This is a genomic window from Rhodococcus sp. NPDC059179 (assembly GCF_042754885.1).
Classification (GTDB): Bacteria; Actinomycetota; Actinomycetes; order Mycobacteriales; family Mycobacteriaceae; genus Rhodococcus_G.
Genome location: NZ_JBHZBV010000010.1, coordinates 84,451 through 108,721, shown reverse-complemented (window position 1 = coordinate 108,721; position 24,271 = coordinate 84,451). Strand labels below are relative to the sequence as shown.

The window sequence follows — 24,271 nt, the reverse complement described above, 5'->3', positions numbered from 1 at the left end:
ACCGTGTCGTCGGCTGTGTTGGCGACGCTAGTCCGACTTGGACGGGAGTGCCAGCATTCCCGGAGATTGATTCATGCGGCGGCGATCACAAGCACGGAATCGACCGCGACGCCACCCCCGGACAGGACCCGAACGGACTCCGCGACCGTCGCCCCTGTCGTCAAGACGTCGTCGACGAGCACCACGCATGCAGACCGACAGGTTCGCGTACCCGACACCATCCCGATCCGTCCCGACAGGTTCGCGGCGCGCGCCCGGGCCGAGAGTCCAACCGAATCCTGAACTCCCCGAGCAAATTTCAGCATCGGAACCACCGCGGCCGGTTCGGGCGACAGCGCGGCCACCGCTGCCAGTGCGGCCCTGGTCACCGGGTCTCCCCCACGCGCCCGCGCCGCCCGTGCCCTGGTCGGCGCAGGCACCAAGATCAATGCCGCCAGTTCCGGCGGATCGATCTCACCGAGCTCCCGTAGCCGCTGCAGCGCACCGGCAAGCGCCTGCCCGAGCGGACCGGCCAGATCCCGGCGTCCGCGCTCCTTGGCGGCGATCACCGCGCTCCGACGCGGACCCGTGTACCGGCCGAGCGCCCAGGCCGGAACCCCTGGATCGATCCGGGGCACGAGCCGCACCGGGTCGCCCGACAGCTCCGCCCGGCACCGGCCGCACCAGTCGGTGCCCGCAGCCCCGCAGCCGCCGCATTCGCGGGGCAGGATCAGGTCGACGAGCGCGCGCATGCACTGCAGTGTGCACCCGCGCTACGACAGTCAGCCCGGCAGAACCGGCGTGGCCTTGACCCCGGTCAGACCAGGCACCTCGCGCCAGTAGCGGTCACCCGCCGGGTCGTTGTTGTTGAGCTGGAACACCCCGCGCGCATCGCCGACGAACACCGTCGTCGGGGAGGCATCGACCGAGTCGACCGGCGGCGTCAGGTTCCGGCTCGGCAGCGCGTCCATCCGGGAGCCGTCCTGAGACACCATGACCACCGGGATGTCCGATGCCGCCCTGGCCACCACCACGGAGTCACCGCCGCTCCAGTCGAGAGCCACCGCGGGGCTACCGAGACCGACCGCGGCAGGCCGCGGATTCATGAGCTGATACCGGCCGTCCGGATGTCGCTCGACGACCGCCACGTACACCTTGCCGTCCACGATGATCGCCGCCCGCACCCCGTCTCGGGACAGCCGCAGTTCGGTGATGGAGCCACCCAGCCCCGCGATCGCGGCCGAGTCGACGGGTTGGACGGACACCTGAGGGGAGTTCGCGTCCCGCACCGCCCGGATCACCTGGGAACCGTCCACCACAGCCCACAGGGAGGCGTCGGCGGGCGACCACGTGGGCCTGGTGATGGAGCCGCCCTGGAGCACCGGCACGGCGTCGCCCGCGATCGGCCCCGACATCAGGGTCCGGATCGCGCCCGACGCCTGCCCCGTGGCCGACACCCCGGCGGCCCATTTCCCGTCGCGGGACAGTGCGATCGACTCGAGGTCCGTCGCCGTGCCGAAGTAGCCCGGCAGCGGGAGCACGCCGGTCTCCGTCACGCTGACCAGCGCGCCCTCCCTCAACGCGTGCAACCCGATGGCGGAGCTCGCGGAGGACATCGGGTTGGTCGAGGCCACGTCGGCGGTGGTCCATCCACCGGGGAATCGCTCGTCCAGCGGCTTGCCGTCCGCGAGCAGCACGTACGGACCGGCGATCTCGGCCTCGGCAAGGGTCCAGACGACCTGCGCCGCCAGCAGCTCGCGGCGACGCTGGTCGAGGTCCTGGGCACCCTGGAAATCGATTCGCACGCCGCCGAACCCGATGCCGACCCCGTCGGTCCGGCCGTCGGCCTTGGTGATGGGCGCGCGCAACGTCAGGTTCCCGAGCTGGTTCCCGACCGCATTCGCCAACGCCGGTTTGGGGCCGGTGATGAGCAGGTCGACGAGTCGCTCCGGCAGGTTCTGCGTCCGGATCGAGATCCAGCGCAGGTCAGGGGCGACCGCCGTCTCGGCGGGATCGAGGAAGTACAGCGCCTGGCGCTGATAGGTCTTGAGGAACTGCGGCCGGTCCATGATCACGCCGGGCGGGAGCTGGTCGATCCGCCACTGTCCGTCGGTCTTGCGCAGGTGGATCTTGGTCTCGAAACTGCCCTCGTCCGCAATATAGGCGCCGCCGGACTCGAGCTGGCCGACCTTGTTCGCGCGGATCGTGTAGGTGGCCGCGTCGCCGGTGCGCTGATCCGGGAGCACGTCCACCTTGTCGACGATCGTCGTGCTCGCGGCGTCGTCCCACTGTGCTGCCGTGTCCGGGGCGAGGAACTGACGCGCCGAGAAATGCCGGTTCAACGGGTCCGTGCTGGCGCCGAAGAAGTCCCGCAGCAACAGGTCCGGCTCGCGTCCAGGGGCCGGCACGGGGACCTCCCCCGTCACCGGGCCGGGCGCGATGGTGCCGATCGCCTGCGGGGTCGACGAGTCGGGAAGGCTGGCGCACCCGGCGAGCAGGAAGACCGCCGCCATGGCCGCGGCGATGCGCGCCCTCATGGCCGCTCCCTGAGCATCGGCACACTGCTCGCCTCATCGGGGTCGAGCGCCTCACTCCGTGCCTCGAGCCCGTCGTCGGTGTGCGCGGTCCCCGGAATCGGCTGACCCTGTGAGTGTTTGCGCGTTGTCGGCTTGAGCGGCAGCGGACTGCTGGTGATCCGGTGGCCGCGCACGAGGGGCAGCGTCAGCCGGAAGCAGGCGCCCTCCCCCGGCTCTCCCCACGCTTCCAGTCTGCCGTCGTGCAACCGCGCGTCCTCGACGCTGATCGCCAGGCCGAGACCGGTGCCGCCGGACCTGCGCACCCGGGAGGGATCCGACCGCCAGAACCTGTTGAACACCAGCTTCTCCTCGCCGGGACGAAGTCCGATCCCCTGATCCCGCACGATGAACGCGGCCGCGTCGGCATCCGCGCGCAGCCGCAGCAGCACCGGCTTGCCTTCCCCGTGGTCGATCGCGTTGGCCAGCAGATTCCGCAGGATCCGCTCCACTCGGCGTGGGTCGACCGAGGCGATCACCGGCTCGTCCGGCAGATCGAGGATCAGCTCGGTCGAAGACTCGCGGGCGAGGTGGCGAATCGTCGACACCGCGGCACGCGCGCTCATCCTCAGGTCCAGTTGCTCATTGGCCAGTTCGGCGACGCCCGCGTCGTGGCGACTGATCTCCAACAGGTCGTTCAGCAGGGTCTCGAACCGGTCCAGCTCTGCGACGAGCAGCTGCGACGAACGGCGCAACGCGGGATCCAGGTCGGCGCTGCCGTCGTGGATCAGCTCCGCCGCCATCCGCACCGTGGTCAGCGGGGTCCGCAGCTCGTGGCTGACGTCCGAGGTGAACCGCTTCTGCAGGTTGCCGAACTCCTCGAGCTGGGTGATCTGCTTGGACAGGCTCTCCGCCATGTCGTTGAAGGAGACGGCGAGCCGGGCCATGTCGTCCTCGCCGCGGACCGGCATCCGCTCCTTGAGCCTGCCGTCGGCGAAACGCTCCGCGATCCGCGACGCGGACCGGATCGGGAGCACCACCTGGCGCGCGACCAGCATCGCGATCGCGGCCAGCAGCACCAGCAGCACGGCGCCGCCGATGAGCATGGTGCCGCGCATCAGCGACAGGCTCTTCTCCTCGGCCGCGAGCGGGAACACCAGGTACAGCTGCAGGGTGGAGACGTCGGCTGCCGCCGGGCTGCCGACGATCAGCGCAGGACCGGAATAGCCGTCTGGGTCAGACACCGTCGCAAACTGGTAGCTGACCTGATCCCCTTTGACGAACTGGCGGAGGTTCGCCGGGATCTGTTCGATCGGCCCGCTCGATGTGGGTTCACGCGGCGGCTCGGCCGGCACCACAAGAACGGAGTCGAAGGTGCCTGCCGCGCCCGACGCCGCCCCCGCATCGGTGCCCCGGTTCGTCAGGGCCGCGCGGGCACTCTCGAGCCGGGTGCTGAGCGAGGTGCTGTCGTCGGCGCCCGCCAATTCGGCCTGCACGGTGGCCCGCGCCCGATCCATCTCCTCGGTGGCGGCGCTGATCTTCGCCTCGAGCAACCGATCGGTGATCTGGCTGGTCAACACGACACCGAGAATGGTGATGCCCACCAGCGACAGCGTGAGGGTCGACACCACGACCCGGAGCTGGAGTGAGCGCCGCCAGAGATGCCCGAGCGAACGACTCAGGTTCCTGAAGCGGCGCAGCAGCGGCGTGAACGTTCCGTTGATACGCCGCCGCGTACGAGAGAAACGGATCACGGCGGTCCGGCCTTGTAGCCGACCCCCCTGACCGTGAGCACCACTTCAGGATTCTCCGGATCGGTTTCGACCTTGGCGCGCAGCCGCTGGACATGGACGTTGACCAGGCGGGTGTCCGCGGCATGGCGGTAGCCCCACACCTGCTCGAGCAGAACCTCACGGGTGAAGACCTGGCGCGGCTTGCGGGCCAGGGCGACGAGCAGGTCGAACTCGAGAGGGGTCAGGGCGATGAGCTGGCCCTCCCTGGTGACCTTGTGCGCGGGCACGTCGATGACGATGTCCGCGATGCTGAGCAGCTCGGCCGGCTCGTCCTCGGTACGCCGCAGCCGTGCCCGCACCCGGGCCACCAGCTCCTTCGGCTTGAAGGGCTTCATGATGTAGTCGTCGGCGCCCGACTCGAGACCGAGCACCACGTCGACGGTGTCCGTCTTGGCGGTCAACATCACGATCGGAACCCCGGAATCGGCCCGCAGCACCCGGCACACGTCGATGCCGTTCATGCCCGGCAGCATCAGATCGAGCAGCACCAGGTCCGGCCTGATCTCTCGGACCGCGGTCAGCGCCTGCGTGCCGTCCCCGACGACGAAGGGCTCGAAGCCCTCCCCACGGAGCACGATGGTGAGCATCTCGGCCAGAGCCGTGTCGTCATCGACAACCAGAATGCGTGGCTTCATATCCCTATCGTGTCATCTCGGGACGCCGGAACCCGTCGTTGCGTCAGGTCCGGCGCAGTGTGTCGCTCATATCCACTGTGCCAGATCCGCGGCCAGTGCCGCCGGATCGACGTTCGGTTCGATCAGCTTCCAGCTCGAGACCCAGTCCCGCTGCGCCAGGCCCCGGTACACCGCACCGGTGCGGGTCTGCAGGTCGGAGTCCCGCTCGTAGGCGTCGAGTTCCCGGGTCGAGTCCGACGCCTCCCTGGCAAGCGCCCGCGCCCGCGCCAGTTCGACCGGCACGTCGAGCAGCATCTGCAGAGCCGGTCGCGGTAGGCCGAGGCGGTCGAACTCCAGCTCGGTCACCCACCGGACGAACTCGCCGTCCGGCCCCTGATGCAACCGCGCCGCCCCGTAGGCCGCGTTGGAGGCCACGTACCGGTCGAGCAGTACGAGGTCGTTGACGGACAACAACTTCCGCAGTTCGTCGACCGCACCGCCACGATCCAAGGCGAACATCGAGGCCATCCCGTAAACCGAATCGGCGAGGTCCCCGTTCGACCCTTTCAAGGCCTCGGCTGCGAGGTCCGCGTGAATCGAACTGCCGTAGCGGGGAAAGGCGCGCACGGCGACCCGCAGCCCAGCCGCAGCCAACTCGGCCACGACCTTGTCCACGAGCGTCCGCTTTCCGGCGCCGTCCAAACCTTCCAACGCGATGAGTGTGCCCACGGCGGGCCAGCCTAGGCGCTGCGCGCCCGTGAGTCCTTCTGGCCCCACTGTGGACCAGAAGGACTCACGGGCGGCGGAGCCGCCTAGTACCGGTAGTGCTCGGGCTTGTACGGGCCCTCGACGTCCACACCGATGTACTCCGCCTGATCCTTGCTGAGCTTGGTCAGCGAGCCACCGAGCGCCTCGACGTGGATCCGCGCCACCTTCTCGTCCAGGTGCTTGGGCAGGCGGTACACCTCGTTGTCGTACTCCTCCGGCTTGGTCCACAGCTCGATCTGCGCGATGACCTGGTTGGAGAAGCTGTTGCTCATCACGAACGAGGGGTGGCCGGTGGCGTTGCCCAGGTTCAGCAGGCGTCCCTCGGACAGCACGATGATCGAGTGGCCGTCCGCGAAGGTGAACTCGTCGACCTGCGGCTTGATGTTGACGCGGGTGACGTCGGCGGCCCGCTCGAGGCCTGCCATGTCGATCTCGTTGTCGAAGTGACCGATGTTGCCCAGGATCGCCTGGTGCTTCATCTGCTTCATGTGCTCGAAGGTGATGATGTCCTTGTTGCCGGTCGAGGTGATGACGATGTCGGCCCAGCCGATCGCCTCCTCGACGGTCTTGACCTCGAAGCCGTCCATCAGTGCCTGCAGGGCGTTGATGGGGTCGACCTCGGTGACCGCCACGCGCGCGCCCTGGCCGCGCAGCGCCTCCGCGCAGCCCTTGCCGACGTCGCCGTAACCGCAGACCAGCGCCGCCTTGCCACCGATGAGGACGTCGGTGCCGCGGTTGATGCCGTCGAGCAGCGAGTGCCGGGTGCCGTACTTGTTGTCGAACTTGCTCTTGGTGACCGAGTCGTTGACGTTGATCGCCGGGAACACCAGCTCGCCTGCCGCGGCCACCTGGTACAGGCGCAGCACGCCGGTGGTGGTCTCCTCGGTGACGCCCTTGACGGACTCGGCGACCTTGGACCACTTGCCCTTGTCGGCCTCGAGCGACTGACGCAGCAGCGCGAGGAACACCTTGTACTCGTCGGAGTCGTGGTCCTCGTCGGTGGGCGGCACCACGCCCGCCTTCTCGAACTGCGCGCCCTTGAGCACCAGCATGGTGGCGTCGCCGCCGTCGTCGAGGATCATGTTCGCGGGCTCGCCCGGCCAGGTCAGCATCTGCTCGGCCGCCCACCAGTACTCCTCGAGCGTCTCGCCCTTCCAGGCGAAGACCGGGATGCCCTTGGGCTCCTCCTCGGTGCCGTGCGGTCCGACGACGATGGCCGCGGCGGCGTGGTCCTGGGTGGAGAAGATGTTGCACGACGCCCAACGGACCTCGGCTCCGAGCGCGGTCAGCGTCTCGATCAGCACGGCGGTCTGGATCGTCATGTGCAGGGACCCGGAAACGCGGGCACCCTTGAGCGGCAGGACCTCGGCGTATTCACGGCGAAGGGCCATCAGGCCCGGCATCTCGTGCTCGGCGAGACGGATCTCCTTGCGGCCGAACTCGGCGAGCGAAAGGTCCGCCACCTTGTAGTCGATTCCGTTGCGGGTATCCGCCTCGAGCTTGTTCTCAGACACGCTGGTCGTCATCTGCCTCTCCTGGTCGCCGATTTCTCGGCTAAGGCTACTAGGCGTCGGCTCCGACGATCACCTCGATGAACGGCACGAAGATCCGGGCCAGATCCTCGGCAACATTGCGATCCGAATCCGGCGGCATCGAGATGTAACTGATCGCCAGCCTCACGATTCCCCGGCTGAGGATCCCGGCGTCCGTCGGCGAGGCCTGAATCCAGCTGCGCTCCAACGTTTCCGCGAGCCTGGCCGAGGCGCGCTCGAGCAACGGGGCGCTGTCGGTGGTGATCAGGCGCAGCAGGTCCGGCTTGGCGTCCCCGGTCAGCAACGACCGGACCAACGGATCGGCTGCGCTCTGCCGGAAGAACGTGGTGAACGCCTCGACCAGCGCGGTCTGCGCCTGGCCCGCATTGGCATAGATGGCGTCGTCGATGGCCCCGACGAATCGGTCCGCCAGCTGCAGCGCATACGCCTGCGCGAGACCCTGCCTGGACTTGAACTCGTTGTAGACGGTCTGCCTGCTGACCCCGGCACCGGCCGCGACGGCGGTCATGGTCACCTCGGACCAGTCCTTGACCGACAGCAGGTCCCGCATGGCGCCGAGAATCGAATCCCGCAGCAGCGCACGGGTCGCCTGTTGAAACGGGACTCGATTCGTCGTAGCCATGGTGGCGAGAGTGGCAGCAAGCGTCCGGGGCGTCAAACTTCAAACCCTCAGACTCAATGCCGTCAGGTCTTCGCCCTCGTCCGCCAGGAGCACCGGATCGATCGTCGGGCTCTGCCCGATCAGCACCCGCGCCGCACGTAGGTCTCTTGGCCTGCCGAGCGTCACCGCGCCGACCAATCGGCCGGCCCGCCGCGTGAGCACGGTGAAGTCGCGCTCGGCGATGCTGCCCCGGACGACGATCTCGTCGTCGGCCTGCGGCCACCCGGCGACCTGGAGATTCAGCCCGTACTGCGAAGACCAGCACCACGGCACCTCGCGAACCGGTTCGGCGGCCGCACCGGCCAGGCCGGCGAGCATCGCGCGCGCGGCCGAGGCGCCCTGCTCCTGCGCCGAGTTCCAGTGCTCCGTTCGATGCCGACCACCCAGGACCAGATTCGGGCAGTTGGCCACGTCGCCTGCCGCGTACACGCCCGGCGCCGAGGTGGCGAATCCCTCGTCCACCACGATCCCCTCCGAGATGGCCAGCCCGGCCTGCTCCGCCAGGAGGGTGTTCGGCACCATGCCGACCGCGAGCAGCGCCGCGCCTGCGGACCACGTCCTGCCGTCCGCGGCGGTGGCCCGTACCCCGCCCGCGCCGTCCGAGGCGAGTTCGGTGAGCCGCACCGAGGTGTGCAGCGCCACGCCGTGCTCGCGGTGGATCTGCTCATACAGCGCGCCGACCTGGGGCGGGAGCACCCGATTCAGCGGCCCGGACGCCGCCTCGAGCATCGTCACCTCGGCGCCGAGACCCCGTGCGGTTGCCGCGACCTCCGAGCCGATCAGCCCGGCCCCGATCACCAGGATCGAGTTCGTTCGCTCGATGGCGGCCCGCAGCGGTGCGACATCGTCCATCGACCTCAGCGCGCGCACCGCGTCCCCGCCCGAATGCTCGATCTGACGAGCCCGGCCGCCGGTCGCGAGAAGCAGCGCGTCGTAAGGCAACTCCTCACCCGTCTCGAGCCGGACCGTGCGCGCGTCCACCTCGATCGAGGTGACGGCCACCGACGTGCGGAACTCGATCCCGCGCTCACTCCAGTACTCGGCTCCGCGTAGCCGGGCCTTCTCCGCCGGCATCGTGCCGAGCAACAGGTCCTTCGACAGGGCCGGCCTGCGGTAGGGGTGGGCGGCGTCCTCGCCGATGACGGTCACTGCCCCCGAGAAGCCGTCCGCCCGCAGCGTTTCGGCGGCGGTGATCCCGGCGATCCCGGTGCCGACGATCACGATCGAGCTCACGGGCGGGCAACCTCGACCATCTCGAAATCGGCCTTGGCCGCACCGCAGTCGGGGCAGCTCCAGTCATCGGGAATGTCATCCCAGCGGGTACCGGGCGAGATGCCGTCCTCGGGCCAGCCCAGCTCCTCGTCGTACTCGAACCCACATTGGACACAGCGGTACAGCTTCATCACGCGCTCCTCACGAAGTCGATCTTCTCCCGCACTCCGCAGTCCGGGCAGCACCAGTCGTCGGGAACCGCATCCCAGGCAGTTCCAGCCGGAAAGCCCTCACGCGCGGCACCTTTCGACTCGTCGTAGACGTAGTCACACACGGGACACCGATACGCAGCCATGATCACGCCGCCCCGTAGCGGGCAAGGATCCGCTCTCGCTTGGCCGGCTGGACGTTCACTCGGGTGATGTCGCCGTCGTAGTGCCCCAGAACGCGGCGGTCCATCACCGCGCGCCAGATCGGCGGGAAGTACGCCAGGGAGATCATGCTGGCGTAGCCGCTCGGCAGGTTCGGCGCGCCGTCCATGCTGCGCAGCGTTTGGTAGCGCCGCGTCGGATTGGCGTGATGGTCGCTGTGCCGCTGCAGGTGGTACAAGAAGATGTTGGTGCAGATGTGATCGGAGTTCCAGCTGTGCGCCGGGGCGCAGCGCTCGTAGCGTCCGCTCGCGGTCTTCTGCCGGAGCAGCCCGTAGTGCTCGAGGTAGTTGACGGTCTCGAGCAGTGAGAAGCCATAGACGGCCTGGAGGACCAGGAACGGCAGCACCTCCCACCCGAAGACCGCCACCAGCGCCACCCACAGCACCACCGACATCAGCCAGGCGTTCAGGACGTCATTGTGAATGCTCCACGCGCTCTTGCCGAGTCGCTGCATCCGCGCCTTCTCCAGTTCCCAGGAGGAGGTCAGACTGCCCCAGACGCTGCGCGGCAGGAAGGCCCAGAAGCTCTCGCCGAACCTGGCGCTCGCCGGGTCCTCCGGGGTGGACACCCGGACGTGGTGGCCACGGTTGTGCTCGATGTAGAAGTGCCCGTAGAAGGTCTGGGCCAGGGTGACCTTCGACAGCCACCGCTCGAGCTCGTCCTTCTTGTGGCCCAGTTCGTGCGCGGTGTTGATGCCGATGCCGCCCATCACGCCGATGCTGAGCGCGAGCCCGATCTTCGACACCAGCCCCAGTCCGCCCTCGACGCCCAGCCAGCTCAGGCTGTCGGCGGTCCACAGGTAGCACGCGAACACCAGGCTCGCGAGCTGGAAGGGGATGTAGACGTACGTGCAGTAGCGGTAGTACTTGTCGTTCTCCAACCGCTCCATCACCTCCTCGGGCGGGTTCTGTCCGTCCGGCCCGAAGAAGATGTCGAGAACCGGCAGCAGCCCGTAGACGAGGATCGGCCCGATCCACCACCACACCGGCGAGACCGCGGCCCAGCCGAGCTCGTTGAATGCCCAGACCAGTCCGGCCGCGAGGAAGACGGCGGTCGGCGGGATCAGACCCAGCAACCAGAGATGCCGCTTCTTGTCTCGCCACTGCTCGGCGGGCGCCTGCGCCCCGGGATCGACCTGCATCGCCACGACTGTCTCCTCTACGGGCGGGCCCACAACTGTGAGGTGAACCACGTAGATATGGACGATATGCCACTCGATGTCTGCTGTCTATACAAAAGACGAGATTTGTACACGAGGCGGTCGGCCAGGGTTAGAGCCCGACCCCGCCCGGCCCCTCGGGTCCGCCGAGACGCCCGAGCGCCTCGGCCTCCACACCCGGTGGGGGCGTGGCCCGGCGGCCCACCATCGAATGCCGGTAGCCGTAGAGGAAATAGACGACGATGCCGATGGCCATCCAGACCACGAACCGGATCCAGGTCTCCACCGACAGGTTCAGCATCAGCCACAGGCAGGCGAGCACCGCGAGGATCGGCACCAGCGGCACCAGCGGCACCGTGAAGCCGCGCGGCAGGTCGGGGCGGGTGCGGCGCAGGACGATGACGCCGATGCACACCAGCACGAACGCGAACAGGGTGCCGATGTTGACCATCTCCTCGAGCGTTCCCATCGGGAAGAACCCGGCCAGCACGGCGGACACCACGCCGACGATGACGGTGATCCGCACCGGGGTCCCGTGCGGCCCCGTGTGCGCGAGTTTCCTGGGCATCAGCCCGTCGCGGGACATCGCGAACAGCACCCGGGTCTGACCGAGCAGCATCACCAGCACGACCGTCGTGAGGCCCGCAAGGGCTCCCAGGTTGATCACCCACTGCGCCCAGGTGATCCCGTGGATCTCGAATGCCGTTGCGAGGGTTGATCCCTCACCGGCGAGGTCGGTGTACTTCACCATCCCTGTGAGCACCAGGGTGACCGCGACGTAGAGCACGGTGACGATCGCGAGGGATCCGAGGATGCCCCTGGGCAGCGACTTCTGCGGATCCTTCGTCTCCTCCGCCGTGGTGGCCACCACGTCGAACCCGATGAAGGCGAAGAAGACCAGGCTGGAGGCGGCCAGCAGCCCGTACCAACCGTAGGTGCTGCCCCCGGCGCCGGTGAGGTACGAGAACAGCGACTGGTGGATGCCCTCGCCGGTGTCGCCCGGCTGCGACGGCGGGATGTACGGCGAATAGTTGTCCTTGCTGATGTAGAACGCCCCGACCACGATCACCAGCAGCACCACGCCCACCTTGATGGCGGTGATGATCGCGGAGACACGGGAGGACAGCTTGGTCCCGGTCGCGAGGATCGCGGTCAGCACCGCGATCAGCAGGACCGACCCCCAGTCGAAATCGACCGAACCCAGGGAGATCACCGTCGACCCCTCGGCCCCGATCACGTTGCCGAGGTAGAGCGACCACCCCTTGGCCACGACCGAGGCCGCCAACGCGAACTCCAGGATCAGGTCCCAGCCGATGATCCACGCGACGAACTCACCGAAGGTGGCGTACGAGAAGGTGTACGCGCTTCCCGCGACCGGGACTGTCGAGGCGAACTCTGCGTAGCACAGCGCCGCCAGGCCACACGCGATGGCGGCGAGCACGAACGCGAGCGAAACCGACGGCCCCGCCACGTTGCCCGCCGTCCGCGCGGTGAGGGTGAAGATGCCGGCACCCACGACCACGGCGACACCGAAGACGGTGAGATCCCAGGCCGTCAGGTCCTTACGGAGCTTGCTGTCCGGCTCGTCGGTGTCCGCGATCGACTGCTCGACGGACTTGGTTCGGAAGATCCCGCGGTTTGCCATCGCTGCCTCCTGATGAGAATGCAGCCAAGCCTATTGCGCCCGGCGTGCCTCACACGAGGTTTCGCCCCGGTGGCGCGTCGGGGATCACCCGACGGCGGCGCTGAACACCTGTGCGGTCGAGGTCCGCGCGAGCGCCACGACCTCGGGATCCGAGGCCGCGATCCACGCCGCACAGCCCTGCTCGAGCTCCAGGACGTTCTCGCCGCTCCGAAGCGTGACCGATCCGGAGGTGCACAGCAGTATCCGCGGACCAGCGAGTTCGAACGCCACCGAGGCCGGGTGCCGATCGCCCGCCCGGTCCAGATCCACCCGGGTCAGGGCGAACTCGGGCGCGGGCGTCTCGTAGACGACCGTGGCGGCGCCCGGGACCGCGGACGGCGTCAGCACCGGACCGGTGAGCGGTTCGAAGTCGAGCACCCGCAACAACTCGGGGACGTCGACATGCTTGGGCGTGAGCCCGCCGCGCAACACGTTGTCCGAGTTCGCCATGATCTCGACCGCGAGCCCGTGCAGGTACGCGTGCAGGTTCCCGGCCGCGACGTAGAGGCCCTCGCCCGGCTGCAGGGTGATCCGGTTCAACAGCAGCGAGGCCAGCACGCCCGCGTCGCCCGGATAGGACTCGCCCAAGCCAAGCACGGTCCGCAGTTCCGCGGTATAGGGGCGGGTGCCGCGCGCGCCGGACAGATACCGCACGCAACCCTCGAGAATCTGAGGGAGCAGCGCCCGCAGCGCGGGCGGCGGCAGGGTTATCCAGGTGGTGAACAGTGCCCGCAGCCCCGACGAATCGGGCTGTCCCGCAAGAAGAGCGATGTAGTGGTCGAGCGCGGGCACCTCGAGGGCCCTGAGCAGGTCGACGGTCCTGTGCGGATCCCGAAAGCCGGCGAGCACCTCGAACGTGGTCAGTGCCACCACCAGTTCCGGCTTGTGACTGTCGTCGCGGTAGTTACGCACCGGCGAGTCGAGCGGTATCCCCGCCGCCTCCTCCCGCTCGAAGCCCTCCTTGGCCTGAACGGCGCTCGGGTGAGCCTGCAGCGACAGCGGTTCCTCGGCCGCGAGGAGCTTGAGCAGGAACGGCAACCGGTCGCCGAACTCGGCCCTGGCCCGGTCCCCGAGCTGGCCCGCCGGGTCGGCGTCGACCGCCTCGAGCAGTGAGACGGGGCCTGCGGCGCCGAGCAGTCGCGCCGGGTCGGCCGGATGAGCACCGAGCCAGACCTCGGCCTCCGGATGGTTCGACGGCACGGGCCTGCCGCACAGTTCCGCGATCGCGGTGCGCGAGCCCCATGCGTAGGTGCGCAGCGCACCCTGAAGCTGTCGCACTAGCTACCACCGATCAACTGCAGATAGGCCGCGGCCATCTCCAGCCGCACGGCCGTCACCGCCAGCTGCTCGATCTCGCTGCGCTCCCCAGCCATCTCCTGGCCCCCCTTGTCGACCTGTTCTTCTTCCCCCATCGCGAGCACGAGCTCGGCGTCCGACAGGGCGGCGATCCGGCGCGACGTGGCCGGCCGGGTGGCCGCGCTCGACAGCACGAAGACCCGCACCGGATTGCTCGGCGGCGGACCATCGAGTTCCTCGTCGTGGAAGATCGGATCGTATCCACCTGCCTGACCGGCGGATTCGTCGGTCGCGAATCGTGTGGCCGAGGCCACTACATCGCTGAGATCGGCCGCCGCGGCCACCGCCCCCGCGGTGCGCATGAGCATCTCGGCGCCGTGCCGCGCCAGCGCCGTGGTAGCCGGACCATCCCCGGCCAGCACCACCCGGCGCGCCCGCATCCGGACCGCCAACGACTTCGCCGGATTGTGGAACACCTCGTTGGTCGGGTGTCCGCGCAACGCCTCCGCGTCCACCGCGTCGGCGAGGGCATGCAGGTCCGGGAGCATGTTGTCGGCTCGGGCAGGCCCGAGCGCGGTCAGCACCGCGACGCCTGCGGACAGGTACCGCAGGAACCCGTGCTGGTCGGCAACCCGAATGCGCGGCGGGAGCGCCATCGCGCGACCGGCGCCTGCCGCACGCAACGGTCCTTCGTCGGGGGCGGCGATCGCCACCTCGGCGCCGCGGCGCAGCGCCGAGTCGACCGCGATGAGCAGCCGCGGATCGCCCGCGTCCTCACCCGCGACGACGACAACATCCAGGGAGCCGACCCACGGCGGTACCGCGGGCAGGTGCAGGATCGGCACGCCGATCCTGCCGCCGACGGCACTCGTGAGCACCGACGCTGCCCGGCCCGCGCGGCCTCCCGCGGTCACCAGGACGATGCTGCGCGGGCGCAGATCCCTGATCCGATCGAGGGCACCCTCGTTGACCGACTCCGCAGTGGCTCGCACCTGCGCCCCACCGAGTGCGGCGGATCGCAGGGACCCCTCGGAATCGGCTGCGGTCACGCTTGCGGAGTCATCGAGGTCGAGAAGGTGTGACGGAGCCGTCATGGCGTCCTTCCTCTCTCGCTCTGCCCCGGGGCAAGAATTCTACGGCTGTTCCCGTGTCCGCTAGGCGCGCACGACACCAAGTATCTCAGCCACCAGCGCATCGACCACTTCAGCCGTCCGCGCCTCCACGTTCAGGCGCAGCAGCGGCTCGGTGTTCGAGGCCCGCAGGTTGAACCACGCACCCTCCCCGAGGTTGACGGTGACGCCGTCGAGCCGGTCCACGGACTTCGTGCGCCCCGAGAATGCGGCCAGCACAGCGGCGGTCCGTTCGGCGGCGTCCGCGACGGTGGAGTTGATCTCGCCGGACGCCTCGTAGCGCTCGTAGCTCCTCATCAGTTCGGACAGCGGCCGGTCCTGCTCGCCGAGCGCCGCGAGCACGTGCAGCGCGGCGAGCATGCCGGAGTCGGCGCCCCAGAAGTCGCGGAAGTAGTAGTGCGCCGAGTGCTCGCCGCCGAAGATCGCGCCGGTCTCCGCCATCTGCTGCTTGATGAAGGAGTGCCCGACCCGCGTCCGGACGGGGGTACCGCCGAGCTCGGTCACCAACTCGGGCACAGCCCTGGAGGTGATGAGGTTGTGGATGATCGTGGCGCCGGGCTCCTTGGCCAGTTCCCGCTCGGCGACCAGCGCCGTCACCGCGGACGGGGACACCGGGTTGCCGAGTTCGTCGACGACGAAGCAGCGGTCCGCGTCGCCGTCGAAGGCGAGCCCGATGTCCGCACCGGTCTCGCGGATCCGCGCCTGCAGGTCGACCAGGTTCCTCGGGTCGAGCGGGTTGGCCTCGTGGTTCGGAAAGTTTCCATCGAGCTCGAAGTACATCGGATCCACGGTCAGCGGCAGCGGTTCGAGCACGGCCGGAACGGTGTGCCCGCCCATCCCGTTGCCCGCGTCCACCGTGACGGCCATCGGCTTCATCGACGACAGGTCAACGAGCCCGCGCACGAAGTCCGCGTACTCCACGAGCACGTCCTGCTCGCTGACCGAGCCGGGGGCACCGTCGAATCCGGGCACTCCCTCGATGACCTCGGCGGAGATCGTCGCCAGCCCGGTGTCCTGTCCGACCGGCTTCGCGCCTGCGCGGCACAGCTTGATCCCGTTGTACTTCGCCGGGTTGTGGCTCGCGGTGAACATGGCGCCAGGGCAGTCGAGTAGGCCGGACGCGAAGTACAGCTGATCGGTGGAGGCGAGGCCGATCAGGACGACGTCGAGGCCCTGCGCCGTCACGCCCTCGGCGAACGCGTTCGCCAGTTCCGGCGACGATTCCCGCATGTCGTAACCGATCGCAACGCGGTCGGCTCCGTCCCGGACCAGGCGGGCAAATGCGCCACCGACGTCACGCACGAAGTCGACATCGATCTGTTCGCCGACCACTCCGCGTACGTCATATGCCTTGATGACGGCATGGACGGATTCTGCGGGACGTGCCACTGCGATAACTCCTGCGTTCGGGGACGGTCTCGATCGGTGCACCGCAAGCCTAGTGCCCGGTGCCGCGCGAGTCAGTTCGTGGGATCGGGCAGAACCCGCAGATGGCCGCGACGACCGGTGCGCGGTGCCTGCATCGGCGCGTGCGCCGAATCCACGGGATGCGACGTCGCGGAGTCGACGGATCCGCGTTCGGGCATGCCCGCCTCGCGGACGGCCTCGGCGAGGGCCGTGAGATCGTCCTCGTCCGGGGTGCTCGAGGAGAATCCGCCCTCGTAGCGGACCAGCTCCCAGCCCTTCGGCGCGGTGATCCGGGACGCGTGCGTCTCGCACAGATCCCAGGAATGCGGCTCGTCGACGGTCGCGAGCGGACCGACAACTGCCGTCGAGTCCGAATAGACATACGTCAGCGTCGCAACGGCGGGGTTCTTACACCCGGGCCGGCAGCATCGACGCAGTGCTCTCACGCAGATGAGGGTAGCTGGCGGACCCCCAGGCTCCTACTCGGACACACCGGAAGCCGATGGGTGTCGGTAGGATTGACCTTCATGCGCAGAGCCCGACACGGACGACCGTTGACCTCACGATCAGCGGCTCGACGCGGACGCGGCATCCGCGGGCCGGTGCTCCCGGAGAGCGTGCCCGCATGGCGCAGCCGGGCAGAGAAGTTCGACATGCTGGTCCTGGAGGCGTTCGCCCCCATCGACGCCCGCTGGCACGAACGGATCACCAAGCTCGACATCGCGGTGGACGAGGTGCCCAAGATCCGCGCCCTCGACCCGGATTCGGTCACCTGGCCGCCGGAGGTGGTGGCCGAGGGACCCGTGCCGCTCTCGCGGCTGGTGCCGGCAGGCGTGGACCGGCACGGCGCCGCCACGAGGGCGCGCCTGGTCCTGTTCCGCCGGCCGCTCGAATTGCGCGCCAAGCGCCAGGAAGACCTCGTCGATCTACTGAACGAGGTACTGGTCCGGCAGGTCGCCACCTACCTCGGGGTCGACCCGGAGGTCATCGACCCGGAGCTCGGCGGAGAACCCGAGGACTGAAAACAGCTTGCGCCCTAGATGATCCCGCGCTTGAGCCGGCGGCGCTCGCGCTCCGAGAGTCCGCCCCAGATGCCGAATCGCTCGTCATTGTTGAGCGCGTACTCGAGGCACTCGTCGCGCACCTCGCACCCGAGGCAGATTCGCTTCGCCTCGCGGGTCGAGCCGCCCTTCTCGGGGAAGAACGCCTCGGGATCGGTCTGAGCGCACAGCGCCCGCTCTTGCCACTGGTCTTCGATGTTCTCGAACATCTCGTCAAATCCGGTGACCAAGCTCAGCTGCGGCCGTACCGGCTCACTCTCCCCCAAAAGCTCGCCAACCCCCTCCGTTGTGTTCGCTGTGAAATCGGTCTGCGGTTCGTAATCAAGCGCGTTCAGAAGTCGTGATCCCTCGTACTGGTTGGGCATCGTTCCGCCTCCTCACATTGGATTGCGCAGAAATTTCCGGTCTCTTGCGTCCCCCGACACTGCCACCCACTCCGAACGAACGTTCGAATCAAGGTTCGCCACAACTGATCTCGCGTGGCGAAGCTGGAATGACATACCTGTGATTAGACACGGCACGGAGCGCTGGGGTCAAGCTGTTGGCCAATTCCCCTTACCACCACCCGCACCGGAATCGCCTCGGCGGCGCATTCGTGCGCGTCACCCGCGTGTCGCACCGGCCGCCGCCGATCGACCGGTGCAAGTCCGACACACCGGCGCCCGACGCCTAGGCTCTTCAGCTGTGAGAGTCACAGTATTGGTCGGCGGCGTCGGTGGAGCTCGTTTCCTGCAAGGAGTGCGGAGCCTGCTCGGAGAATCGGATGCCGAGGGCACACACGAGATCACCGCGGTCGTGAACGTCGGCGACGACGTGTGGATGCACGGGCTGCGCATCTGCCCGGACCTCGACACCTGCATGTACACGCTCGGAGGCGGAATCGACCCCGAGCGGGGCTGGGGTCACGTCGGCGAAACCTGGAACGCGAAAGAGGAACTCGCGGCGTATGGCGCCAAGCCGGATTGGTTCGGCCTCGGCGACCGCGACATCGCCACGCACCTCATTCGTAGTCAGATGCTGCGCACCGGGTATCCGCTCTCGGCGGTCACCGAGGCACTGTGCAACCGTTGGCAACCCGGGGTCCGACTGCTGCCGGTCACCGACGACCGCAGCGAGACCCACGTTGTCATCACCGATCCGGCCGACGACGCGCAACGCGCGATCCACTTCCAGGAATGGTGGGTCCGCCACCGCGCCCAGGTTCCGACGCACAGCTTCGCGTATGTCGGCGCCGACAAGGCCACCCCGGCACCCGGTGTCATCGACGCGATCGAGAACGCGGACGCGGTTCTGCTCGCACCGTCCAACCCGGTGGTCAGCGTCGGCGCCATCCTCGCGGTGCCCGGGATCCGTGGCGCACTGCGAACCGGTAAGGCGAAGGTCGTGGGCCTGTCCCCGGTCATCGGCGGAAAGCCGTTGCGCGGCATGGCCGATGAATGCCTCGAGGTCATCGGGGTGGAAACCACCGCCGAGGCGATCGGACGGCATTACGGCGCCAGGTCGGAGACCGGGATCCTCGACGGCTGGCTCGTCCACGAGACCGATACCGCGCAGGTGCCAGGAGTGCAGGTCGAGTCCGTCCCGCTGCTGATGACAGACCCGGAAGCGACCGCGGAGATGGCCAGGGCCGCACTGCGCCTGGCCGGGGTCACTGCGTGAGCGAGGACAATGTGATCGGCGATCACGGAGCGGGCGGTTCGATCGAGATCCTGCCCGTGCCAGGCCTTCCCGAGTTCCGGCCGGGCGATGACCTGGCCGCCTCGATCGCGGCGCAGGCACCGTGGCTCGTCGACGGCGACGTACTGGTCGTCACGAGCAAGATCGTCTCCAAGGTCGAGGGCCGGATCGTGGCCTCCCCCACCGACGCCGACGAGCGCGATGCCGTTCGCAGGCGACTGGTCGATCAGGAGGCGGTCCGCGTAGTCGCCCGCAAGGGTCGCACCCTGATCACCGAGAACAAGCTGGGCATCATCCAGGCGGCGTCCGGCATCGACGGGTCGAACGTGGACCCGGCGGAACTGGCGCTGCTGCCGGAGGACCCCGACGCGAGCGCCCGACAGTTGCGGGAGCGGTTGGCCGAACTGCTGGGCGTCAGCGTCGCGGTGGTCATCACCGACACCATGGGCCGCGCCTGGCGGGTCGGCCAGACCGACGCCGCGATCGGCTCGTCCGGACTTCCGGTGCTGCACGGCTACGCGGGATCCGTTGACGCCCAGGGGAACGAGCTGTACGTGACGGCGGTCGCCGTCGCGGACGAGCTCGCCGCGGCGGGCGATCTGGTCAAGGGCAAGGTCGGCAGCGTGCCGATCGCCGTGGTGCGCGGATTCGACTTCGAGGACGACGGTTCGGTCGCGCGGGACCTGCTGAGGCCGGGCGAGGACGACCTGTTCTGGCTCGGCTCCAACGAGGCGCTGGAGCGGGGCAGGAGCGAGGCCCTCCTGCTGCGCCGATCGGTGCGTGAGTTCTCCGCCGAATCGATTGATCCGCATGCCCTTCGCGACGCCATCGCGGAAGCCCTGACGGCGCCTGCGCCGCACCACACCCGTCCGGTGCGGTTCGTCTGGATCCGCACGGCCGCGACCCGCAGGGGACTGTTGAACGCGATGCGGGAACAGTGGCGTGCGGACCTCACCGCGGACGGGCTGAGCCTGGAGAAGATCAACGCGCGGCTCGACCGGGGCAACATCCTGTTCGACGCGCCGGAACTGGTGATCCCGTTCTGTGTGCCCGAGGGCGCGCACAGCTACCCGGACGAGGCCAGGACCAGGGCCGAGCAGACGATGTTCACCGTCGCCGCGGGCGCTGCCGTGCAGGGACTGCTGGTGTCGTTGGCCACCAAGGGAATCGGCAGTTGCTGGATCGGGTCGACCATCTTCGCGGCGGACCTCGTGCGGGCCGAACTCGGCTTGCGTGCGGACTGGCAGGCGCTCGGCGCCATCGCCGTCGGCCATCCTCTCGAGCCGCTGACGCCGCGCACGCCCGGTACGCCCGACGACCTGCTGGTGGAGATGTGAGCGCCGAGTCCCTGCACCGCTCGGCGCGCGAGGCGCTGCTCGGCTGGCAGACGCCGAACGCTGCCGACGAATCGTTGCGGCACACCATGCTCGCATTCCTCGACTCGGCGCCGCTTGGCTGCCTGCGTGAGCACGCGCCCGGCCACATCACCGCATCGTCGCTGGTCCTGAGCGAGGATGGCCGGCAGGTGCTGCTGACCCTGCATCCGCGGGTCGGGCGCTGGATCCAGCTCGGCGGCCACTGCGAGGCTGCGGACGAGACCGTCATCGACGCGGCGCTCCGGGAAGCGACCGAGGAGTCCGGCATCGAGGGCCTGCGGATCGATCCGGTCCTGCTCTCCGCGCACACGCATCCGATCACCTGCTCGCTGGGTCTGCCGACACGGCACCTGGATTTGCGGTTTCTCGTGCGCGCCGAGACCGGTGCGCCGATCGTTCGCAGCCACGAGTCGACCGACCTGCGGTGGTGGCCGGTCGATGCGCTGCCCGAGACGGCCGAGCGGGAGACCATCGACCACCTGGTGGGGTTGGCGGCGCTGCGCTCGTCCTAGAACGGTGGGGGCTGGTGACGGAAGCGTTCGCGCAGGATCGCCTGATGTTCGTCGTGGTGGGCGCGGAGTCGTGCGCATTGTGCGAGGTGGTTCGGGTCGGTGATGGTGGTGAGGTCGGCGAGGGTCGGCGGTAAGTCGGCCGGGTGCACCGACAGAAATCAGTCACCGACCAACCCCGCCCTGTAGGCGGGGTTGGTCGCAAACCGTCTACTCCCTGCGCTGTGCCGCTTTGACCTCGGTGTGGTGCACCGCCTGCAGGTCGTCGGGGCTGAGGTTCAGCGGGGCCAGTTCGATGTCGACCCTGTCGATGGTGCCGGTGAACCGGAACGGTGGCCGGTAGTCGGTGGTGACAGGCTGGCCGGTGTCCTCACCGATGCCGAAGGTGTCGACACCGAAGCGGGCGAAAACGGTTGCCGCCATCCGCCCTTGCCCGACCGGCGCTCCGTCGACCGTCAGCGTGAGACCCGCGCCCTTGCCGATGCCGCCGCCGTCGTAGTCGAACTCGACGCCGACGACCGCGTCGCCCGCCTCGATCGGCTGCGCCGCCCGCACGGTGGTGTGGTCGCCGTAGTAGTTGTAGTCGAAGGTCAGCACACCGTCCTTCAGGTAGAGCGACATGCCGCCCGCGACACCGCCGATGGCCATGACGACGCCGTTGGTCGCGGCGCCGTCGGTGCCGATGCGCGCGGCGAGCTTCCAACTTCGATTCTTCATCGACGGCGCGGCACTCTCCGGGAGCCGGGTCGCGCCGGCGTAGAAGGTGAACGAGGTCGCCTTCGGGTCCGAGCCGGGCGGGGTCGGCTTCGGGAGGATCGCCCGGGCGACGCCGCGGTCGTCGAGCGGGTACACGTGGTACTTCTCCGCTGCCTCGTCGAACTTGGCCTTCATCTGCTCGAGTTTGTCGGGCATCGCGCCGGCCAGATCGCGGGCTTCGGAGAAGTCGTCGTCGAGGTGGTAGAGCTCCCAGCGGTCGTTGTCCCAGTCGCCGGGGGCGAGATCCTGTCGCCACGGCATGGTGTGCTGCGCGTTCGCCTTCCAGCCGTCCTCGTAGATCGAGCGGTTGCTGAGGATCTCGAAGTACTGATCGGTCCGGCCCTCGAATGCCGGATCGGTGAAGCTGGTCAGGAACGACTCGCCGGCCAGCGGTAGCTGCTCGATGCCGTTCACCGTGTCGGGCATCGTGACCCCCGCCGCCTCGTAGATCGTCGGGGCGACGTCGACGAGGTGCAGGAACGGATCGCGCGGGGCGTCGTCGTGCGTGATCTTCGCCGGCCAGCTGACGACCATCGGGTTCCGCGACCCGCCGAGATGGGAGGCGACCTGCTTGACCCACTGGAACGGAGTGTTGCCTGCCCAGGCCCACCCGACCGGGTAGTGCGGCTCGGTCTCCGGACCGCCGAGCTTGTCGAGGTCGGCGATGATGTCCTCGATCGTGGGCATCATCCCGCCGAGGTTCTTGATCTCGTCGAGCGTGCCGTCGGGGCCGCCCTCGGCGGATGCGCCGTTGTCACCCACGATGTACATCACCATGGTGTTCTCGGCGTCGGGCAGGTCCTTGATGGACTCGAGCAAGCGGCCGACCTCGTGGTCGGTGAACGCGAAGTACCCGGCATAGTTCTCGAAAAGGGCGCAGTAGACCTGCTTCTGCTGGTCACTGAGCGTGTCCCACTCCTGCACCCAGTCGGGGCGCGGAGTGAGCTCGGTGTCGGGCGGGATGATGCCCATCTTCTTCTGGTTCTCGAAGACGATCTCCCGGTACTTCTCCCAGCCCATGTCGAAGGCGCCCTTGAACTTGTCGCGCCACTGCTTGGTGACGTGATGCGGGGCGTGCATCGCGCCGGGGGCGAAGTACATGAAGAACGGCTTGTCCGGCGCGACCGACTTGGCGTACCGCATCCGCGAGATCGCGCGGTCGGTCATGTCGGTCACCAGGTGGTACCCGTCCTCGGGGCCCTTGTCGGGTTCGACCGGGGTCGTGTTCTCGAACAGCACCGGGTAGTACTGGTGCGTCTCGCCGGCATTGAAGCCGTAGAAGTAGTCGAATCCCATGCCGGTCGGCCACCGGTCGAACGGGCCGGCGACGCTGGTCTCCCAGTCCGGGGTGTTGTGGTTCTTGCCGTACCACCACGTCGAGTAGCCGTTGCCCCGCAGCACCTCGGCGACCGTGGCCGTGGTGCGCGGGATCATCGTGGTGTAGCTCGGGAAGCCGGTTGCCCACTCCATCAGGAACCCGTTACCCGCGTCGTGATGGTTTCGGCCGGTCAGTAGCGCCGCCCGGGACGGGCCGCACACCGCGGTGGTGTGGAACCGGTTGTACCGCAGCCCTTCCGAAGCGAGCCTGTCGAGGTTCGGTGTGGGGATCAGTCCGCCGAACGTCGAGGTCTGCCCGAACCCGACGTCGTCGAGCATGATCACCACGATATTCGGCGCGCCCTCCGCCGCAGTCGGGACCTTCGGCCACGCGGCCGTCGACTCCTTGTAGGTCTTGCCGATCGCGCCCTCGAACGGAGGGAACGGCTCCGGGATCGCCGATCGGGCGGAAGGTGATGCGCCAACGCTGTCCATTGGCGCATTACCCCATACGTCGCCACGAACCCGCATCACCCGGCGAGGGTGAACGGCCTAGCCCTCCGCGGAAATCGGCTCCAACACAGGTCGTCTCGCGGGCACCGTGTCGCCCGACGACTTGCCCGTCAGGCGCCGCCCGATCCACGGCCCGACGAAGTCCTTTGCCCAGATGTAGTTCACACGCCGCTGCTCGGCCTTGCCCAGCACCGGGGCCGGCCCCAGGTCGGGGGCCTCGAGGTCGTGACTGACGCCGAGCGCGTCGAGTGCCTCCACCGCCATCCGCTGATGCCCGGGAGTCGACATGTGCAGCCGGTCCCAATCCCACATCCGGTCGTCGTCGTAGCCGTCGAACCGCCAGAAGTCGACGACCGTGGCACCATGCCGATCCGCGACCTCGCGCACCAGTTCGTTGTAGATCGCGGTGCGGCCGCGGATCTTGCCGAACACCGCGGACCACCCGGCGTCGTACGCCGTCCACATCGCAACCCGCGCCCCGCTGGCGGTCAGCTTGCCGACCGCGTCGTCGTAGCGCTCCACCATCGCGTCGATGTCCACCGACGGACGCATGAGGTCGTTTCCGCCGCCGTAGATCGTCACCAGGTCCGGGCCGAGGGCGAGCGCCTGATCTATCTGCTCGTCGATGATCTGCCCGAGCAGCTTGCCTCGCACCGCGAGGTTGGCGTACCGAAAGTTCTCGTTCTTGCTTGCGAGCTGCTCGGCGACCCGGTCCGCCCAGCCACGGAGTCCGTTCGGCCGCGCCGGGTCGTGGTCGCCGAGTCCCTCCGTGAACGAATCCCCGAGGGCGACGTAACGATGAAAGGCAGGTTCCGGCGAGTTCACCGCATCGATTTTGCCAGCATGGGCCAGGTCACACCGT

General features: G+C 68.5%; 23 protein-coding genes. 4 read left to right on the top strand and 19 right to left on the bottom strand.

Annotated features, from left to right (window positions below; translation table 11 throughout):
* Nucleotides 1-71 precede the first annotated feature (71 nt).
* From ACFXMV_RS18175 to ACFXMV_RS18100, 16 genes are all read right to left on the bottom strand, one after another.
* On the bottom strand, nucleotides 72-731 hold the full coding sequence (locus ACFXMV_RS18175) for a ComF family protein (protein ID WP_378502254.1): 660 nt from the start codon (nucleotides 729-731) through the stop codon (nucleotides 72-74).
* A 30-nt stretch (nucleotides 732-761) separates the two neighbouring features.
* Nucleotides 762-2,516, bottom strand: a complete 1,755-nt coding sequence (gene lpqB, locus ACFXMV_RS18170; protein WP_378503122.1) for an MtrAB system accessory lipoprotein LpqB — start codon at nucleotides 2,514-2,516, stop codon at nucleotides 762-764.
* On the bottom strand, nucleotides 2,513-4,246 hold the full coding sequence (gene mtrB, locus ACFXMV_RS18165; RefSeq protein ID WP_378614325.1) for an MtrAB system histidine kinase MtrB: 1,734 nt from the start codon (nucleotides 4,244-4,246) through the stop codon (nucleotides 2,513-2,515). The genes lpqB and mtrB overlap by 4 nt, the downstream gene beginning before the upstream one ends.
* A complete protein-coding gene (gene mtrA, locus ACFXMV_RS18160) occupies nucleotides 4,243-4,920 on the bottom strand; it encodes an MtrAB system response regulator MtrA (RefSeq protein WP_097210558.1) in 678 nt (225 codons plus the stop codon). The genes mtrB and mtrA overlap by 4 nt, the downstream gene beginning before the upstream one ends.
* Before the next feature lie 66 nt (nucleotides 4,921-4,986).
* A complete protein-coding gene (locus tag ACFXMV_RS18155; RefSeq protein ID WP_378500049.1) occupies nucleotides 4,987-5,628 on the bottom strand; it encodes a dTMP kinase in 642 nt (213 codons plus the stop codon).
* An 83-nt stretch (nucleotides 5,629-5,711) separates the two neighbouring features.
* Nucleotides 5,712-7,193: an adenosylhomocysteinase gene (gene ahcY, locus ACFXMV_RS18150; protein ID WP_378500050.1), complete on the bottom strand. Its 1,482-nt coding sequence runs from the start codon at nucleotides 7,191-7,193 to the stop codon at nucleotides 5,712-5,714.
* A 37-nt stretch (nucleotides 7,194-7,230) separates the two neighbouring features.
* Nucleotides 7,231-7,842, bottom strand: a complete 612-nt coding sequence (locus ACFXMV_RS18145) for a TetR family transcriptional regulator (RefSeq protein WP_378500051.1) — start codon at nucleotides 7,840-7,842, stop codon at nucleotides 7,231-7,233.
* 39 nt (nucleotides 7,843-7,881) lie between these two features.
* Entirely contained in the window at nucleotides 7,882-9,114 is a 1,233-nt protein-coding gene (locus tag ACFXMV_RS18140; protein WP_378500052.1) for an NAD(P)/FAD-dependent oxidoreductase, read from the bottom strand.
* A complete protein-coding gene (locus ACFXMV_RS18135) occupies nucleotides 9,111-9,284 on the bottom strand; it encodes a rubredoxin (protein ID WP_378500053.1) in 174 nt (57 codons plus the stop codon). The genes ACFXMV_RS18140 and ACFXMV_RS18135 overlap by 4 nt, the downstream gene beginning before the upstream one ends.
* Nucleotides 9,284-9,448 (bottom strand): rubredoxin, encoded by a 165-nt coding sequence (locus ACFXMV_RS18130; RefSeq protein ID WP_378500054.1) that lies wholly within the window; start codon nucleotides 9,446-9,448, stop codon nucleotides 9,284-9,286. The genes ACFXMV_RS18135 and ACFXMV_RS18130 overlap by 1 nt, the downstream gene beginning before the upstream one ends.
* Before the next feature lie 2 nt (nucleotides 9,449-9,450).
* Entirely contained in the window at nucleotides 9,451-10,665 is a 1,215-nt protein-coding gene (locus tag ACFXMV_RS18125; protein WP_378500055.1) for an alkane 1-monooxygenase, read from the bottom strand.
* Nucleotides 10,666-10,795: 130 nt separating this feature from the next.
* Nucleotides 10,796-12,328: an amino acid permease gene (locus tag ACFXMV_RS18120; RefSeq protein WP_378503120.1), complete on the bottom strand. Its 1,533-nt coding sequence runs from the start codon at nucleotides 12,326-12,328 to the stop codon at nucleotides 10,796-10,798.
* Nucleotides 12,329-12,412: 84 nt separating this feature from the next.
* Complete coding sequence (gene manA / locus ACFXMV_RS18115) at nucleotides 12,413-13,645, bottom strand: mannose-6-phosphate isomerase, class I (protein ID WP_378503119.1); 1,233 nt, start codon at nucleotides 13,643-13,645, stop codon at nucleotides 12,413-12,415.
* Nucleotides 13,645-14,757 (bottom strand): tobH protein, encoded by a 1,113-nt coding sequence (locus ACFXMV_RS18110; RefSeq protein WP_378498688.1) that lies wholly within the window; start codon nucleotides 14,755-14,757, stop codon nucleotides 13,645-13,647. Before ACFXMV_RS18110 ends, manA begins: the two co-directional genes overlap by 1 nt.
* 60 nt (nucleotides 14,758-14,817) lie before the next feature.
* On the bottom strand, nucleotides 14,818-16,182 hold the full coding sequence (locus ACFXMV_RS18105) for a phosphomannomutase/phosphoglucomutase (protein WP_378498689.1): 1,365 nt from the start codon (nucleotides 16,180-16,182) through the stop codon (nucleotides 14,818-14,820).
* A 71-nt stretch (nucleotides 16,183-16,253) separates the two neighbouring features.
* Nucleotides 16,254-16,646: a DUF3499 domain-containing protein gene (locus ACFXMV_RS18100; RefSeq protein ID WP_378498690.1), complete on the bottom strand. Its 393-nt coding sequence runs from the start codon at nucleotides 16,644-16,646 to the stop codon at nucleotides 16,254-16,256.
* Between the two features lie 81 nt (nucleotides 16,647-16,727).
* On the opposite strand from ACFXMV_RS18100, the gene ACFXMV_RS18095 reads away from it, so the two are divergent.
* Nucleotides 16,728-17,222 (top strand): metallopeptidase family protein, encoded by a 495-nt coding sequence (locus ACFXMV_RS18095; protein ID WP_378503118.1) that lies wholly within the window; start codon nucleotides 16,728-16,730, stop codon nucleotides 17,220-17,222.
* A 14-nt stretch (nucleotides 17,223-17,236) separates the two neighbouring features.
* Here ACFXMV_RS18095 and ACFXMV_RS18090 read toward each other — a convergent pair whose 3' ends face one another.
* The gene (locus tag ACFXMV_RS18090) at nucleotides 17,237-17,470 is read right to left on the bottom strand and encodes a WhiB family transcriptional regulator (protein WP_378498702.1); all 234 of its coding nucleotides are present in this window, start codon (nucleotides 17,468-17,470) and stop codon (nucleotides 17,237-17,239) included.
* Between the two features lie 475 nt (nucleotides 17,471-17,945).
* On the opposite strand from ACFXMV_RS18090, the gene cofD reads away from it, so the two are divergent.
* From cofD to ACFXMV_RS18075, 3 genes are read left to right on the top strand one after another with little or no spacing between them, the layout of a single operon-like run.
* Complete coding sequence (gene cofD / locus ACFXMV_RS18085; RefSeq protein ID WP_378498692.1) at nucleotides 17,946-18,920, top strand: 2-phospho-L-lactate transferase; 975 nt, start codon at nucleotides 17,946-17,948, stop codon at nucleotides 18,918-18,920.
* Nucleotides 18,917-20,275 (top strand): coenzyme F420-0:L-glutamate ligase, encoded by a 1,359-nt coding sequence (locus ACFXMV_RS18080; protein ID WP_378498693.1) that lies wholly within the window; start codon nucleotides 18,917-18,919, stop codon nucleotides 20,273-20,275. The genes cofD and ACFXMV_RS18080 overlap by 4 nt, the downstream gene beginning before the upstream one ends.
* A complete protein-coding gene (locus ACFXMV_RS18075) occupies nucleotides 20,272-20,826 on the top strand; it encodes an NUDIX hydrolase (RefSeq protein WP_378498694.1) in 555 nt (184 codons plus the stop codon). Before ACFXMV_RS18080 ends, ACFXMV_RS18075 begins: the two co-directional genes overlap by 4 nt.
* Before the next feature lie 207 nt (nucleotides 20,827-21,033).
* Here the strand turns inward: ACFXMV_RS18075 and ACFXMV_RS18070 are convergent, their stop codons facing one another.
* Together ACFXMV_RS18070 and ACFXMV_RS18065 are read right to left on the bottom strand one after the other, a co-directional pair.
* Nucleotides 21,034-23,391: an arylsulfatase gene (locus ACFXMV_RS18070; RefSeq protein ID WP_378498695.1), complete on the bottom strand. Its 2,358-nt coding sequence runs from the start codon at nucleotides 23,389-23,391 to the stop codon at nucleotides 21,034-21,036.
* Nucleotides 23,392-23,448: 57 nt separating this feature from the next.
* Complete coding sequence (locus ACFXMV_RS18065; RefSeq protein WP_378498696.1) at nucleotides 23,449-24,234, bottom strand: SGNH/GDSL hydrolase family protein; 786 nt, start codon at nucleotides 24,232-24,234, stop codon at nucleotides 23,449-23,451.
* Between the last annotated feature and the right edge of the window lie 37 nt (nucleotides 24,235-24,271).

Coding starts and splice junctions, on each gene's coding strand:
- ACFXMV_RS18175 (WP_378502254.1), bottom strand. CDS start 731: ATGCGCGCGCTCGTCGACCTGATCCTGCCCCGCGAATGCGGCGGCTGC.
- lpqB (WP_378503122.1), bottom strand. CDS start 2,516: ATGAGGGCGCGCATCGCCGCGGCCATGGCGGCGGTCTTCCTGCTCGCC.
- mtrA (WP_097210558.1), bottom strand. CDS start 4,920: ATGAAGCCACGCATTCTGGTTGTCGATGACGACACGGCTCTGGCCGAG.
- ahcY (WP_378500050.1), bottom strand. CDS start 7,193: ATGACGACCAGCGTGTCTGAGAACAAGCTCGAGGCGGATACCCGCAAC.
- ACFXMV_RS18145 (WP_378500051.1), bottom strand. CDS start 7,842: ATGGCTACGACGAATCGAGTCCCGTTTCAACAGGCGACCCGTGCGCTG.
- ACFXMV_RS18135 (WP_378500053.1), bottom strand. CDS start 9,284: ATGAAGCTGTACCGCTGTGTCCAATGTGGGTTCGAGTACGACGAGGAG.
- ACFXMV_RS18130 (WP_378500054.1), bottom strand. CDS start 9,448: ATGGCTGCGTATCGGTGTCCCGTGTGTGACTACGTCTACGACGAGTCG.
- ACFXMV_RS18125 (WP_378500055.1), bottom strand. CDS start 10,665: ATGCAGGTCGATCCCGGGGCGCAGGCGCCCGCCGAGCAGTGGCGAGAC.
- ACFXMV_RS18120 (WP_378503120.1), bottom strand. CDS start 12,328: ATGGCAAACCGCGGGATCTTCCGAACCAAGTCCGTCGAGCAGTCGATC.
- ACFXMV_RS18110 (WP_378498688.1), bottom strand. CDS start 14,757: ATGACGGCTCCGTCACACCTTCTCGACCTCGATGACTCCGCAAGCGTG.
- ACFXMV_RS18095 (WP_378503118.1), top strand. CDS start 16,728: ATGCGCAGAGCCCGACACGGACGACCGTTGACCTCACGATCAGCGGCT.
- ACFXMV_RS18090 (WP_378498702.1), bottom strand. CDS start 17,470: ATGTTCGAGAACATCGAAGACCAGTGGCAAGAGCGGGCGCTGTGCGCT.
- ACFXMV_RS18070 (WP_378498695.1), bottom strand. CDS start 23,391: ATGGACAGCGTTGGCGCATCACCTTCCGCCCGATCGGCGATCCCGGAG.